The organism is Aquirufa esocilacus, assembly GCF_042715595.1.
Lineage (GTDB): Bacteria > Bacteroidota > Bacteroidia > Cytophagales > Spirosomataceae > Aquirufa > Aquirufa esocilacus.
On sequence record NZ_JBBKXX010000002.1, the window covers coordinates 298,322 to 312,074 of the forward strand.

The 13,753-nt window shown below is 42.4% G+C and carries 14 protein-coding genes; 7 read left to right on the plus strand and 7 right to left on the minus strand.

Annotation, left to right across the window (positions count from 1 at the left end; genetic code table 11):
* Positions 1–45: 45 nt before the first annotated feature.
* From SKC37_RS06785 to SKC37_RS06795, 3 genes are all read left to right on the plus strand, one after another.
* Positions 46–456 carry a GNAT family N-acetyltransferase gene (locus SKC37_RS06785; RefSeq protein ID WP_377980750.1) on the plus strand — a complete coding sequence of 137 codons (411 nt, stop codon included), beginning with the start codon at positions 46–48 and terminating at the stop codon, positions 454–456.
* A gap of 135 nt (positions 457–591) precedes the next feature.
* Positions 592–3,804 (plus strand): SusC/RagA family TonB-linked outer membrane protein, encoded by a 3,213-nt coding sequence (locus SKC37_RS06790; RefSeq protein ID WP_377980751.1) that lies wholly within the window; start codon positions 592–594, stop codon positions 3,802–3,804.
* Between the two features lie 60 nt (positions 3,805–3,864).
* Positions 3,865–5,280 carry a RagB/SusD family nutrient uptake outer membrane protein gene (locus tag SKC37_RS06795; protein ID WP_377980752.1) on the plus strand — a complete coding sequence of 472 codons (1,416 nt, stop codon included), beginning with the start codon at positions 3,865–3,867 and terminating at the stop codon, positions 5,278–5,280.
* A gap of 63 nt (positions 5,281–5,343) precedes the next feature.
* Here the strand turns inward: SKC37_RS06795 and SKC37_RS06800 are convergent, their stop codons facing one another.
* From SKC37_RS06800 to SKC37_RS06810, 3 genes are all read right to left on the minus strand, one after another.
* Positions 5,344–6,606 carry a M28 family peptidase gene (locus SKC37_RS06800; RefSeq protein ID WP_377980753.1) on the minus strand — a complete coding sequence of 421 codons (1,263 nt, stop codon included), beginning with the start codon at positions 6,604–6,606 and terminating at the stop codon, positions 5,344–5,346.
* Positions 6,607–6,641: 35 nt separating this feature from the next.
* Entirely contained in the window at positions 6,642–7,808 is a 1,167-nt protein-coding gene (locus SKC37_RS06805; RefSeq protein ID WP_377980754.1) for a cytochrome-c peroxidase, read from the minus strand.
* An 84-nt stretch (positions 7,809–7,892) separates the two neighbouring features.
* Complete coding sequence (locus tag SKC37_RS06810) at positions 7,893–8,969, minus strand: carboxypeptidase-like regulatory domain-containing protein (protein WP_377980755.1); 1,077 nt, start codon at positions 8,967–8,969, stop codon at positions 7,893–7,895.
* Between the two features lie 36 nt (positions 8,970–9,005).
* Between SKC37_RS06810 and SKC37_RS06815 the strand changes: the two genes are divergently transcribed.
* The gene (locus tag SKC37_RS06815; RefSeq protein ID WP_377980756.1) at positions 9,006–9,626 is read left to right on the plus strand and encodes a peptidoglycan DD-metalloendopeptidase family protein; all 621 of its coding nucleotides are present in this window, start codon (positions 9,006–9,008) and stop codon (positions 9,624–9,626) included.
* A 78-nt stretch (positions 9,627–9,704) separates the two neighbouring features.
* Here the strand turns inward: SKC37_RS06815 and SKC37_RS06820 are convergent, their stop codons facing one another.
* From SKC37_RS06820 to SKC37_RS06830, 3 genes are all read right to left on the minus strand, one after another.
* Complete coding sequence (locus tag SKC37_RS06820) at positions 9,705–11,105, minus strand: M56 family metallopeptidase (RefSeq protein WP_377980757.1); 1,401 nt, start codon at positions 11,103–11,105, stop codon at positions 9,705–9,707.
* A complete protein-coding gene (locus SKC37_RS06825; protein WP_130895575.1) occupies positions 11,098–11,466 on the minus strand; it encodes a BlaI/MecI/CopY family transcriptional regulator in 369 nt (122 codons plus the stop codon). The genes SKC37_RS06820 and SKC37_RS06825 overlap by 8 nt, the downstream gene beginning before the upstream one ends.
* 77 nt (positions 11,467–11,543) lie before the next feature.
* Positions 11,544–11,732 carry a hypothetical protein gene (locus SKC37_RS06830; protein ID WP_377981077.1) on the minus strand — a complete coding sequence of 63 codons (189 nt, stop codon included), beginning with the start codon at positions 11,730–11,732 and terminating at the stop codon, positions 11,544–11,546.
* Here SKC37_RS06830 and SKC37_RS06835 point away from each other — a divergent pair.
* The 3 genes from SKC37_RS06835 to SKC37_RS06845 are packed head-to-tail and all read left to right on the plus strand — an operon-like array spanning position 11,672 to position 13,146.
* Positions 11,672–12,019 carry a type II toxin-antitoxin system RelE/ParE family toxin gene (locus tag SKC37_RS06835; RefSeq protein ID WP_377980758.1) on the plus strand — a complete coding sequence of 116 codons (348 nt, stop codon included), beginning with the start codon at positions 11,672–11,674 and terminating at the stop codon, positions 12,017–12,019. The two genes, SKC37_RS06830 and SKC37_RS06835, sit on opposite strands and share 61 nt — an antisense overlap.
* Positions 12,009–12,299 carry a helix-turn-helix domain-containing protein gene (locus SKC37_RS06840; RefSeq protein WP_377980759.1) on the plus strand — a complete coding sequence of 97 codons (291 nt, stop codon included), beginning with the start codon at positions 12,009–12,011 and terminating at the stop codon, positions 12,297–12,299. Before SKC37_RS06835 ends, SKC37_RS06840 begins: the two co-directional genes overlap by 11 nt.
* Positions 12,300–12,306: 7 nt before the next feature.
* Entirely contained in the window at positions 12,307–13,146 is an 840-nt protein-coding gene (locus tag SKC37_RS06845; RefSeq protein ID WP_377980760.1) for a VOC family protein, read from the plus strand.
* Positions 13,147–13,213: 67 nt separating this feature from the next.
* Here the strand turns inward: SKC37_RS06845 and SKC37_RS06850 are convergent, their stop codons facing one another.
* Entirely contained in the window at positions 13,214–13,753 is a 540-nt protein-coding gene (locus SKC37_RS06850) for a nuclear transport factor 2 family protein (protein ID WP_377980761.1), read from the minus strand.

The following is a 13,753-nucleotide window of genomic DNA, read 5'->3' on the forward strand; positions in this document are numbered from 1 at the left end:
ACTTTTTTTTGTGAATAATTCGAGAAACTCAAAAAATATTTTCCCATGCCCATCACTTACATTCCCCAGCCCAAAATTAATGCTCAAGACTTCATCGACATCCTAGAAAAATCGACTTTGGGCTTGCGCCGTCCGCTAGCCGACAAGGAGGCAATGCAGCAGATGTTTGACCACGGAAATGTCTATGTGGGCGCTTACGATGGCGAAAAATTAGTGGGCCTAGCGCGCGTAATGACTGATTTTGTCTTTACTAGTTACTTGTCAGATCTGGCAATCGACGAAGACTACCAGCACAGAGGTATAGGAAAACAATTGATTATTGAGGTGAAAAATTTCATTCCTCGGGCTAAAGTTATCCTATTAGCTGCCCCTGCAGCGGAGGGTTATTATCCTAAAATTGGGATGAAAAATCATGGGCATTGCTACGTTTTAGACAGCGTCGACGAAATCAAATAGTTTGGGGATTTCTTTGATTTTTAAACATTCTGTGCGATTTTTCGGTTTGAAAGCCAAATAAACGTTTGGCAATCAGTATAAAACCCAAATTAATTCTATCATTTTTTAACCCAATTTTTGCAAAATTCATCGCTTATGAAAACAAAAATTACTAGCCTTTTGACACTAATATTAGTGTTCATGATGCAGGTATCGTTCGCCCAGAAAGCAACGAAAACTGTAACAGGTACGGTAGCAGATGAGAACGGCCAACCATTAGTGGGCGCAACTGTTATCGTAAATGGAACAAAAACGGGAACAAACACAGACAAGTCTGGAAAGTTCTCTATCGCGGCCGCGGATGGCCAATCTTTAACATTCAGCTTCGTAGGTTACAACAAATCTACGGTCGCTGTAACAAGTGCCACTTCATCTGTTCAAGTAGCCTTAACATCTGATACTACATTAGATGAAGTTATCGTGACGTCTTATAGCACGTCTACAAAACAATCTTTTACAGGTACGGCGAAAGTCGTAGATGCAAAAAACATCGAGCGTAAAAACTTCTCTAACATCTCTAAGGGATTAGCGGGTGAAGCAGCCGGTGTGACTGTCATCAACTCTTCTGGACAACCAGGTACTGCAGCGGCTATTCGTATCCGTGGTATCGGTACGGTTAACGGTAGCCGTGGTCCACTTTACGTGTTAGACGGTGTGCCTTTCGAGGGAAACATTAACTCGATTAACCCAGGTGATATCGAAAACACTACCATCTTAAAAGATGCAGCTGCAACAGCGATCTACGGTTCTCGTGGAGCAAATGGTGTGGTGGTTATCAACACTAAGAAAGGTTCTAAAACTGGTGAGGCTGTGATTGAGCTTGAACTAAAATCAGGTCAAAACATGAGCTTATTACCTCGTTACAGCACAATCAAGTCACCAGAACAATACATTGGTTTGACTTGGGAAGGCTTGTACAACAGAGGTGTGGCATTAGCTAATGCTAATCCTACGGCTTATGCAAACACAAACTTGTTTGCAAACATGCCTAACTACAACATGTGGACTGTTCCTGCGGCTCAATTAATTGACCCAGTGACAAGACAAGTTGTTCCTGGATCACAACGTCGTTATATTCCAGAAAACTGGGCTGATTACGGTTTCCAAAACTCGAATCGTAACGAAGCAAACTTGAAAATCTCTGGTGGAAATAGCAAAACACGTTATTTCGCTTCTTATGGTGCATTAGAAGATATCGGATATTCTGTAAACACAGATTACAAGCGTTATTCTACTCGTTTGAACTTGACACACAACCCTAAATCTTGGTTGAGCTCAACAACAAACATTGGTTATTCTTACGGTGTAACAAACAACCCAGGTCAATCATCTGACTCAGGTTCTGTATTCTGGTTTGTAGATAACTTGCCACCGATCTATCCTTTATTCTTACATGATAACACAACCTCACAATACGTACGTGATCCATACTACAATGGATACCAATACGATTACGGTGTAGGTCGTGGATTCGGTGCCTTAACAAACTCGATTGCTGATGCTAAATTAGGTATCCGTAACACGAAGTCACACGATGTGAATGCATCTACTTCATTGAATATTCAAATTACTCCAGGTTTGTCTTTAGAGAACAAATTAGGTCTACAGTATGCTAACTCTTCTTTGGATAACCAAAACAACCCTTTCTACGGTCCTAACGCAGGTCAAGGTGGTTATATCTACAAGCAGAAGACAGAAAATTTAAACTACAACTTGTTAAACTTATTACGTTACAAGAAGTCGTTTGATTTACACAACTTTGAAGCATTCGTAGCACACGAAAGCTATGCAACGGAAACGAAATACATGTGGGCTTCGATGTACAAGTTAGTAATGCCAGACGGTGTTGAATTCAACAACGCGGTTATCTCTAACCCTCCAGGGTCTTACTTGAATAACTATTCATTAGAATCATATTTCGGACAATTGAGCTATGACTATGATGGCAAATATTTCTTATCTGCTACGGTAAGACGTGACGGTTCATCTCGTTTCTTGAAAAACAAATGGGGTGATTTCGGTTCAGTAGGTGCTGCTTGGTTAGTATCGAAAGAAGCATTCATGGAAAATGTTCCAGTGATCAAAGACTTGAAGTTAAAAGCTTCTTATGGTCTAATTGGAGAGCAAGGTGGTATCGGTCTTTATCCTGGATATGACTTATTCCAAGTACAAAACTTGAACTCAAACATCTCTTTATCATTCGTTTCAAAGGGTAACCCAGATTTAACTTGGGAAATTTCGAAGCAAATGCAAGTAGGTGCTGAATTCAAATTAGGTAAGTACTTAGATGTTGCGATTGATTACTATACTAAGACGACAGACAACTTGATTTTCGATCGCCGTGTAGGACCTTCAGTAGGTTATGCATCTCTTCGTGTGAACGATGGTGCTTTACGCAACACTGGTCTTGAATTTGACATCACAGCTCACTTATTACAAACGAAGAAGAGCTACTTAGATTTCACTATCAATGGTGAGATGATCGAAAACCGTATGTTACGTTTACCAATCGACCCAGCAACGGGTAAAGAAAAAATCATCGATATCGACGGTTTATATGGTAGAGCAGTAGGTCACTCGATCTTCGATTTCTACACACGTGAGTACGCAGGAGTTAACCCAGAAACGGGTGTATCTGAGTGGAACGTATATTGGGCTGATGCAAATGGTGATAATGTTCGCCAAACTTCAGAAAACATCAAGTCTATGGCTGATTTCGAAGCAACGGCTACAGCTGAAACGTTGAAAACAGTAAAGGTTTCTCGTACGGCTACTTATGCGGATGGAACAACTAAGTTCATTAACAAGTCCCCATTCCCTAAAGTAAGAGGAGCGTTCACATTAAATGGAGGCTTAGGAAACTTTGACATCAGTGCACAATTCCTTTATAGCTTAGGCGGTTACGCTTATGATGGTGCTTATGCAGGATTAATGAACTCAGGTGGTGCTGCAGGTGGTAACAACTACCACACAGATATCTTAGCTCGTTGGACTGCAAAAGGACAAGCAACTGACGTACCTCGTTTATCTGCTGGACAAGATGCGAACGTAAGTTCAGGATCAACTCGTTTCATTACGAAATCAGATTTCTTAACGTTGAACAACATTCAAATCGGTTACAAGGTTCCTAGCAAATTCTTCCAAAACAGCCCAATTTCAGGTGTGTACCTTTGGGTGTCTGGAGATAACTTATTCTTAGCTTCTGCGAGAGATGGTTTCAACCCAAGCTCTGCTGAAACAGGAGGATCTGATACCTACCGTTATTCTCCATTGTCTACATTGACAGCTGGTTTACGCGTTAAGTTTTAATTTTTTAAACGAAATAGAAAGATGAAAACAGTATATAAATTTTTATTTGCGGCTGTCCTAATGGGAACAGTTAGTTGTAAAGAAGAATTTTTGCAGACGGAACCTACCGAATTGATTTCAGCGAATCAAATCGCAGAAGCGTCAGCATTAAATCCTGGTTTACAATCTGCGAACGTAGCAGGTATTTATGCAACGATGTATGGCGCGGGAACGGGCGGTACTTCTGGACACGATGACTTTGGTCATAAGTCTTACGATATGTATGGTGATTTACTTTCTGGTGACATGGCTTTAACTTCGGTTATCTATGGCTGGTTCAGAACAATCACAGAATTCCAAACAACAGTAGATTATACGCAACAAGATAACTACCAAGTATGGCGTTTCTACTACCGCCTTATCTTTGCTGCTAACACAGTAATCGATGGTTTAGGTGGTAGCGATGCGATCCCTGCAACAGCAGCAGGTCGTTGGTACATGGGTCAAGCGAAAGCAATGCGTGCTTTCTCTTATTTCTACTTAGCACAGTATTTCCAAAACGAATACAACCCATCTGAGAAGATTTTACCATTGTACAAAAACACAGTAGATCCTAACTTGCCTAAGAGCTCAGCTGCGGATGTATATGCGTTAATGGTGAAAGATTTAACGGATGCCCAGACTTTATTAGCGGACTTTAATCGCGCTAATAAATCTGAAGTAAACGCTTCAGTAGCGAAAGGTATGTTAGCGTATGTTCACGGTGCGATGGGTAACAACGCCGCGATGAAGTCTGTAACAGCTGACGTAATTGCTAACGGTGGCTTCAAAATCATGACGGCTGCAGAAGCAACAGGTGGTTTCAATAACCTAGGAACAAGCCAATGGATGTGGGGTGTAGACATCACAGTAGATTCAAAGTTAAACTTGATCTCTTGGTGGGGCCAAATGGACCTTTACACGTACTCATACGCTTGGGCGGGTGATATCAAAGGTATGGACAAAGGTCTTTATGACTTAATCCCAGCTAATGACATCAGAAAGGCACAATTCTCGGCTTCGAATAAATTAGCGCCGATCGGTAAGTTCTACCACCCGAACAAAGTAATCGGAGGTCAAAGAACAATCGACGCGGATTACATCTACATGCGTGTGGAAGAGATGTACTTGTTAAATGCAGAAGCTTGTGCTAAAACAGGTGACGAAGCAGGTGCAAGAAAGTCTTTAAAAGCAATCATGGCGCTACGTGTTCCTGATGCATCTTACATCGATGCATTAACTGGAAAAGCGTTACAAGATGAGATTTACTTACAGACTCGTATTGAGCTTTGGGGTGAAGGAAAGTCGTACTTATCATTGAAGCGTAACAAGGGAACTACAAACCGTGGATCAAACCACTTGAAGTTTGTAGCTACTCCAGTTCCTCACAACGATACACGTTTAACTTTCAAGATTCCAATCGAAGAAGTTCAAAACAACCCGAACTTGAACAAGTAATCAGGTTTAAAATGAAAAGCCGCTCCTTCTTTCGAGGGAGCGGCTTTTTTTATGTCAATACTTTTACTTCAGCTTGGTCGTATCTACGCGGCTAGGCGTATCTTGCCCAGAAATGATGCTGGTCGCGCTCTTGGCGATAGCCTTGATGATTTCTGTCATATTATCGAGGTCCAAAGTCTGTACCTCATCACTCGCCTTGTGGTAATTAGGCTCGCTGTCCATCTTAGACGTTGAAATCGTATGCGCTGGCACGCCTAATTCTGCTAGTGTGGCATTGTCAGAGCGGTAGAATAAGTTTTGATCTAAGTACGGATCTGGATAAAAAGTGAACTGGCTTCCTACTAAATTCTTCTTCAGAATTTCGCCCATCGACGACTTCTCGTAACCCGTGATATAGGCACTGTTTTTCCCCCATTTACTTTCTGTACCGATCATCTCAAGATTGAACATCGCCATCACTTGATCCGGATTAAATTGCTTCGAGAAATAGGCGCTACCATGTCCCCCACTTTCTTCTGCCGTGAAGGCTGCAAAGATCAAGGTGCGTTGGTTATTCCGCTTTTTAGCGTAGTATTTAGCAAGCATCATCACCGCCGTAGTTCCTGCCGCATCGTCGTTTGCGCCATTGTAGATGGAATCGCCTGCTACGGGTTTTCCTATGCCTAAATGGTCGTAGTGGCCAGAGAAAATCACGTATTCGTTCGGGCGGCTTTTGCCGGGAAGGATGCCCACGACGTTAGATAGTTGTAGTTTCTCTACTTGCTGCGTCGCGCTTACTTTAAACTTCGTAGGGATGGTATTCGCAACCACGAAAATAATCGTGGATTGATTTTCTCTCAGCGGACCTCTGCCGGAAAGGCGCGGGATGTATTTTGCAAAGCTCTCGTGTAAGAACGCGATCGTTGGTTTCTTTGCACTCATGATGCGGTAGGCATTTTGGCCAAAATTCTCACCTTCCTTAATGCTCGCCACTTCAAAACCCGATTTCTCATCGATTTGAATGTTCGCTTCTTTGGAAATAATAGCGACTGCTGGACACAAGGTTACATCGTCAACAATCGCTGTAAAATTAAGCACCTTCGACTGATACATCGGGAAACTCTGCAAATAAGACCCATTCGTCTTCTGCAAACCCGCTTTCTCGAATTCCGCGGAGATAAAGTTCGCCGCTTTTTCGATACCGGGAGTAAACGGTTTTCTGCCGGCCAACTCGTCAGAGGCTAAATAAGTTTCGATGCGCTCGGTTTCTGAGCGCGTAATGATTTTGTCAATTTTCTGCGCCTGAGCCAGTAAGGGCAGCGCTAAGAGTAAGAAGATTTTTTTCATCGGAAGATTTTATTCCGACAATATTACACAATTATCTACAGAAAAGGATTCCCCCATTTCTTGTTCGTGTAAACATCCTTTCCAGTTAAGGTCCGCAAAAAGGCAACCATGGAATTGATTTCGTCAGGAGTCATTTGGAGGTTTTGACCGATGTTGTTCGGCTTTAAACGCGCATCTAAATTCGTGTTACGGGGGTTAGCCGCAATCGTATTATAATGATTCAACACCTGGCGAATCGTAGCGGAAGCAGCGGTATGCATGAAAGGCGTGTTTGCTACACCGGCCGCATTTAAGATGTCACGTAAAGAAGGGGAACGCGTATTATTGAGGTCGTTTTGGTTGCTGCCAATCACTCCGATGAAACCATTATTACGAGAGTTTGGATCAATGTCAAATTCCGGCGCTTGGTGGCAACCTTGGCAGCCAAAACCACCGCCAATGCGTTCGCTAGCCGCATTAAAAATGGGAGGAGCTAGAAAGAGGTTCTTGCCCGCATTTTCTTGAGCGGTGAAATTAGGGAAAGGCGCGCCATCGTTGCCCACTTGTGCGCGGCCTGTGTCGTATTTAGAATCGAAGGATTGAATGCTGCGAATGAATTGGGCCAAAGCCGTTTGCATCCGCGCCTCCGTGATCGTCGCATCACCATAAGCGAGCGTAAATAATTCTTTGTAATAACCGATTCCATTCAGTTTTGTAATTAATGAGGTAATCGTGCCGCGTCCTGTTTGGCCACTAAAACCCATCTCTAAATGATCTACAATGGGCATCGTCGTCTGCGTCTCTAAGCTAGCCGCTCGTTCATTCCAGAAAAACTTAGCCTCATTCGCATAGCGTGTATTAATCAAGCGCATCGAATGCCGTTCCGTCCGCCCATTTTCCACGCCTAAACTGGAAATGGCGGTATCCCCAAAGGCAAACTCCTGCTTATGGCAGCTCGCACAGGCAATCGTATTATTGGTGCTCAGATTCTTGTCATAAAACAAGACACGACCTAGCGTGGCAGCCTTATCCGTGATCGCATTCGCCCCGGTATTATCTTTATTGACGTAGGTTGGCTTGCCTTGTGCAGAATAATTTTCAAGCGCCGAAGGATTGATGGAGAGGGCTTTTTGGATTTCGGTATACGGATCCGAGGTTACGGTATCCAGCGCATCCTTACAGCTGAATAATAAGATAGATAGAACAAGAGTGTATAAACGCATAGGTTTATTTTTTGTGAAGCTAGGAAAATTCACGTCTATAAACGGGTCAAGTAGACGTTTCGTAACATCTTGACGATGAATAGCCTAAGGTTGACTAATGTCAAAGTCTAAAGGGAGTAAGTCCGCCATCCCTATTTTGCCCATATCTCCCCGCATTTCAATGGAATAAGGGTTCATGATATCGCCCGTATTCGTTACTTGAATCAGGCCTTTCGGAATCAAAATAGTGTAAGGGTACGGAGCATCCATAAAGATGGGCCTCGACACCCGTTTTTTATTGAATACGATTTCCATGGGAATCCGCCATTCGAGGGTTCGCAAACCATCTGTAGTAATAGGCCCGGCTAATTCGGCTGCCTTAAAAGTGACGTGCCGTTCATTGTTTGGGTCAAAAAACAAGCCCCTCCGCAAGTTATTCAAGTATTCCGGCTTCAATAAAAACGCATTAAATCCTTCCTCTTCTACCCGATTATCCACTAAAGCCTTCAAGAAATGCTTCATCGATCCCTCATACGCCTCCACACGATTTCGTTGCCATCTCCGCTCCTGCTTCGCGTCCTCTGCCACCATTTTCTCAAAACTCGCCAAACCCTTATACGCCGTCAAGCTATTCGTCTTCTCAAAATTGTCCATAAAATACGTGATCTTATAGCCCAGCGTCTTGTTCACAATTTGCACAGGCTGTGAGGCTTTGGCAGTAAAAACGTCCTCGTCTTCGGAAAAATCAACTACCTCTCTATTCGTGATAAAGACCTCTTTTCGATTGAAACTTTCCCCTAAAAACCCTTTCTCAAAAGCCCTAAATTGCTTTTCCCAAATCTTGTCCTGCGAACCCACCACCCTCACTTCGTCCAAGGTTTTGTTATCTTCCTCTAAATTGAAATTCAATTCTGAGATTTTTGCGGGGAATTCCAGGGAAACTAGTTTAGGTAGATAACCCACCATCGAAGCGACTAAGCGATGTCGACCAGTCGGAATATTTTTCAATACATAGTGCCCGTTTGCATCCGCCTGTGTCCCTATGGTCGTTCCTTCGATGAAGACACTCGCGCCCGGAATGGAAACGTTTCCTTTCTCCACTACGGAACCAGTTAACTGATATTTTTGCTGTGCGAAGAGGAAAAAGGGGGCAAGAAGCAGGGGGAATAGCAGGCGCATCATTTATCTTTGACTAAATTTAAGCAAATAAATTCAAGAATGATTAACCGCCTATTTTGCGAGCCATTAACGCCTGAAAACAGTATCAAGCTGGATCTAAGTGCGAAGAATAAAGAGCTAAAACGCCGTATTTATTCTAAAATCGACGCTTTTTGTGCGTATATGGAAGAAAAATTAGGGGCCAAATACGGTGTAGGCGGCTACCTCGAACACCGCATCATCTACGAGGCACACGAGAATTTTGCGACGAACGCGGACGATTTCAGGAACATTCACTTAGGGGTTGATCTCTGGGCTCCAGCCGGAACACCCGTTTTCGCGCCGCTGGCTGGTATCGTGCACAGCTATCAGGTTAATCGCGGCTCCGGGAATTATGGGCCCACCATTATCCTCTACCACCCGGCAGAAAACATCTACAGTTTGTACGGACATCTAGGGATGGAAGATATGGCCGAGATAGATGAGGGAATGAATTTTGACGCAGGAGAACTGCTTTGCCACCTAGGCAACTCGGACGAAAATGGCGGCTGGCCTCCCCACCTACATTTTCAACTCATTCGCGATCTGCAAGGATTTAACGGCGATTATCCCGGGGTTTGTTCTAAGCGGGATGTAGCGTTTTATGCGGAAAATTGTCCGGATCCTTTGGGATTTAGTTAGGGTTCCCCTAAACGGTAATAGCCTGGTGAAAATCACCGGCTATTACATATTATTCTATCATTTTTTAAAACCTTAGAGTTAGGGCTTTTTAGTAGTAATTTCTACTACACCGTTTGCTCCTTTTTCCGCGTATTTTAATGTGGCTTTTTCGCCTTTCAAGACATTCATCGATTGGATGTTATTCGGGTTTAAATCGTTTAGATTTATCTCTGAGGTAATGACTCCGTCGATGACGATGAGGGGTTTGACTTTGTCTCCAGAAGATGGCTTCAAAACAACTCTAGCTTGATCTTTAGCGGCAATGTTTTTATTAGATCCTTTCACAGTCACAGTAATCTCGTTCCCGTTGTGCATTCCTTTCATCACGATGGAGCTTGAATCCAAGTGCCCGTGAAATGTAGCATCTGAAAAAGAAGGAATGGCCTTTAACGTTTCTGCTATAATAGGAAGTTTAGGTGAATCTGGCGCACCAGCGGGTGGCGGTGGAGGTGGCATATCACGTGTGGCTACAGAAAATACTTTCTTGCCTGTTTTAGGGTCAGAAAAAGTGGTCGAATCTGGTCGCATCGTAACCGTGTACTGTGTTGCCACTTCCTTTTTAGGCTTAGGCTTTTGAGCGCTTAATTGGATCGAGAATAAGACCAAAGTAATCGCCACTAGAGGCAATACGGCCACCTTTCTTAGGTAGGCGTATTTGGGGGTTTTGGAGGTTGTTAACATAATAATTCTTCGTTTAATGGATGAGTAATAGAATGAGTGACTCGGATTTAAAAAATGATTACCGTAATGGGTTTGTAAGAGCATTTTGGCAAAAGCATCCACCTCTCCGGTGCCCACCGCATCGCGGTCTGCGATAAATTCGTGAATGTTTTGCAATTCCTTTTGCATGATCCAGTTGAAAGGATTCATCCAAAAAATGGAACAAATTAGTTGAGAAAAAAGGCGATCCCAGGAGTGTTTTTCGCGAATGTGGGTGAGCTCGTGCTGTAGCATTTTTTGGCCATTTTCGTCTTCTATGGAGATTGATTTTTTCCAAAAAAGATTCGAGAAAAACGAGAACGGCGCCTCCTCTAAGTCTGTTTCGATGAAGGTAAAATCGCCCATCTGCTTTTTGGCATTCATCGCCTTCAATCGGAAAACTTTCAAAATAGAATAAGCTAAATAGCCCACAAATAAGGTACTAATGCTGGCAATTAAAAGGATTTCCCAAGCAATGCTTTCTTGCTGTACTTGTGAAGCGGGAAGCTGTGTCAAATAGATCAGTACCTGCTTCGCTCCTGCCGCCTGCTCCTCAGAAACAGTAAACATGGACATTTTAAAGAAAGGAATGACTAGACTTAGGGCCATCGACGCTAACAGATAGAATCGATTGTAAGCGTGATAAATCGTGTTCTTTAAAAACAGCGTGTAGTATCCGAAGAAAATCCCTGATAAAATCATCGACTTGAACAGGTAGATAAATAGTTCCATCTTATTCATCGCCTTTCGATTTTAAGTTTTGTAATAGGAGTTCTAAATCCTCAATCGACATCTGCTTTTTGTCCACTAAATAGGACACCACATTCGTGTAAGATCCATCGAAGAAAGATTCCGTTAGACCGGCCATGCGTTGGCCCGAATAATCGCGCTTTGAGACTTTCGCGGAATAGAGATTGTTCCGATTCGGATTAGAGATTTGGACAAAATCCTTCTCCACTAAAATCTTCAACAGCGTCGCTACCGTATTCGAGTGTGGCTTCGGCTCCGGCAACAGCTCGATGATGTCCTTCAAGAATCCGCCTTCCGACAAATTCCAAATGACCTGCATGACCTGCTCCTCTGCTTGGGTTAATTTCTTCATTCGTTTTGCTTTTCGTATGCTTTGCGTTCGAATCTGTTTTGCGTTTCGATGAGGCAAATGTATAACTAAATTTTTAGTTACAAAATATTTCTAACTATTTTTTTAGTTATTTTATTTTTACCAAGAAGCTGTTTAGATAGCGAAGGAATTCTGTGCACATTTGGAAATACAAAATTTAAACGTAACTTTAAAGTTACAATTTCAGATGGAGTCATTCCGACAGATAATTGCTTATAAAAACCATTTTGAGGATTTTCTTTTGGCATTGGATATACGAACCCAGAACAAAATCCATAAAATAATCAGTCTCCTGGAAACGATGGATAAAATTCCATCAAACTACTTAAGACACATTTCCGGTACGAAAGGACTGTATGAAGCGAGGGTTCAGTTAGGCAGTAACATATGGCGAATATTTTGTTTTTTCGACGAAGGGAATCTTGTCATCCTTTTGAATGGATTCACGAAAAAAACGGAAAGAACTCCAAGAGCTGAAATTGAAAAAGCTAAAATTTTAATGCGTACTTATTACGAAGAAAAAAATGGAAACTAAAACGTGGAAAAAAATAAAAGACTCGGTCTATGGCGAAATAGGGACCGAGCGTAGAGATGGTCTTGAGAGGGATTTTGAATCGTTCAAAATTGGTCTTCTATTACGTCAGGCAAGAGAACAAAAAAGAATGACTCAGGAACAATTAGGGACTATTATAAACAAAAAAAGGTCCTACATTTCTAGAGTAGAGAATGATGGAAGCAACGTCACAATGAAGACATTGTATGATATTGTGGAAAAGGGTTTAGGAGGAAAAGTCAAAATTTCTATCGAAATTTAATCCCACTATGGTACACGAAATCGCTACCTGCCTCTGGTTTGACAAGAATGCAAAAGAGGCTGCAGACTTTTATCAAAGCACTTTTTCAGGCTTTGAGCCCATCTCTCAAAACCCAATGGCGGTGAATTACCGTTTATTTGATAGACGTTTTATGCACCTAAATGGCGGACCGGGATACCCGATTAATCCGTCTATTTCCTTCTTCTTGAACCTAGAAGATGAGGAAGAAATCAAACGTGTTTGGACGAAATTAACGGAAAATGGTAAGGTGTTAATGGATCTAAATACCTATCCATGGAGTCCTTTGTATGGCTGGTGTGCGGATCAATTCGGGGTGAATTGGCAGATCATGAAGAACCACGAATCGCACGCAAAGCTGGCGCCTAATTTGATGTTTAATGGCGTCAATAATGGTAAGGCAAACGAAGCGATTGATTTCTATACGTCACTATTCCCTGATTCTGAAATACGGCACAAAGCGCTGTATGAAAAAGGAGAACATGACACAGAGGGTAATGTGAAATATTCACAATTTACACTGAACGGAAAGCCTTTCCATTTAATGGAGAGTTCGATGGAGCATCAGCACAACTTCAATGAGGGAGTATCCTTGATGGTGACAGTTGATACCCAAGAAGAAATTGACCACTTGTGGAACAATTTAGTGGCAGGAGGTTCGCCAGGAAGATGTGGATGGTTGAAAGATAAATATGGGGTTTCTTGGCAGATTGTGCCTGCGGTTTTGGGAAAATTAATGAGCAATCCAGAGACGGCACCTAAGGCGACTTATGCCTTTTTACAGATGTCTAAATTTGTGATTGCAGAGTTAGAGGCTGCCGTAAAATAGGCGACAAATAAAAAAGGGAACACTAAAAGCGCTCCCTTTTTTTAAACCCTTTTCAACAAAAATTCTATTATTTCTTCGCAGCGGCTTGCATAGCCGTATACTCATCAACAATCGCTTTAGTATCATAAAAGTGAACTTCTTGAGTCACTTTATCATTCTCCCATTTTAAGGCCTGGTGTACGTTCATCACAAGTTCCTTACCAGTAAACTTCCCTTTTACATGCCAAGTGCCCCAAAGGTTAGTCCAAGTTTCACCGTTATTCATTTTTAATGTCATCACACGAAGGAAGCTGAAGCGAGGATTATCCCAAAGTTGACCATTCGAAGTAAAGTCCGCCACATAAGCTTTCTTTCCTTTAATGTCTGGAATGGTATCCCCTGGATAATAAACCGCTATATTGTCTGCGATCTCATCCCACTTGTAAGTCGTGTCATTAGCAAAAGCTGCCTTGATTTGATTTTGAATAATTTGCGATTTCTCATCCGTAGAAGACATGGTGCCTCCTAAAGAATCTGCACTTGCTTCTGTAGTAGCAGCTGCATCTTGCTTTTGACCGCAAGAAAATAAGGCTGTAGCCACAGCCATAATCATGAATATTTTTTTCAT

Excerpts from the sequence above, each read along its gene's own strand:
- SKC37_RS06785 (WP_377980750.1), top strand. The coding sequence starts at position 46 with ATGCCCATCACTTACATTCCCCAGCCCAAAATTAATGCTCAAGACTTC.
- SKC37_RS06790 (WP_377980751.1), top strand. The coding sequence starts at position 592 with ATGAAAACAAAAATTACTAGCCTTTTGACACTAATATTAGTGTTCATG.
- SKC37_RS06795 (WP_377980752.1), top strand. The coding sequence starts at position 3,865 with ATGGGAACAGTTAGTTGTAAAGAAGAATTTTTGCAGACGGAACCTACC.
- SKC37_RS06800 (WP_377980753.1), bottom strand. The coding sequence starts at position 6,606 with ATGAAAAAAATCTTCTTACTCTTAGCGCTGCCCTTACTGGCTCAGGCG.
- SKC37_RS06805 (WP_377980754.1), bottom strand. The coding sequence starts at position 7,808 with ATGCGTTTATACACTCTTGTTCTATCTATCTTATTATTCAGCTGTAAG.
- SKC37_RS06810 (WP_377980755.1), bottom strand. The coding sequence starts at position 8,969 with ATGATGCGCCTGCTATTCCCCCTGCTTCTTGCCCCCTTTTTCCTCTTC.
- SKC37_RS06815 (WP_377980756.1), top strand. The coding sequence starts at position 9,006 with ATGATTAACCGCCTATTTTGCGAGCCATTAACGCCTGAAAACAGTATC.
- SKC37_RS06820 (WP_377980757.1), bottom strand. The coding sequence starts at position 11,105 with ATGAATAAGATGGAACTATTTATCTACCTGTTCAAGTCGATGATTTTA.
- SKC37_RS06825 (WP_130895575.1), bottom strand. The coding sequence starts at position 11,466 with ATGAAGAAATTAACCCAAGCAGAGGAGCAGGTCATGCAGGTCATTTGG.
- SKC37_RS06835 (WP_377980758.1), top strand. The coding sequence starts at position 11,672 with ATGGAGTCATTCCGACAGATAATTGCTTATAAAAACCATTTTGAGGAT.
- SKC37_RS06830 (WP_377981077.1), bottom strand. The coding sequence starts at position 11,732 with ATGCCAAAAGAAAATCCTCAAAATGGTTTTTATAAGCAATTATCTGTC.
- SKC37_RS06840 (WP_377980759.1), top strand. The coding sequence starts at position 12,009 with ATGGAAACTAAAACGTGGAAAAAAATAAAAGACTCGGTCTATGGCGAA.
- SKC37_RS06845 (WP_377980760.1), top strand. The coding sequence starts at position 12,307 with ATGGTACACGAAATCGCTACCTGCCTCTGGTTTGACAAGAATGCAAAA.
- SKC37_RS06850 (WP_377980761.1), bottom strand. The coding sequence starts at position 13,753 with ATGAAAAAAATATTCATGATTATGGCTGTGGCTACAGCCTTATTTTCT.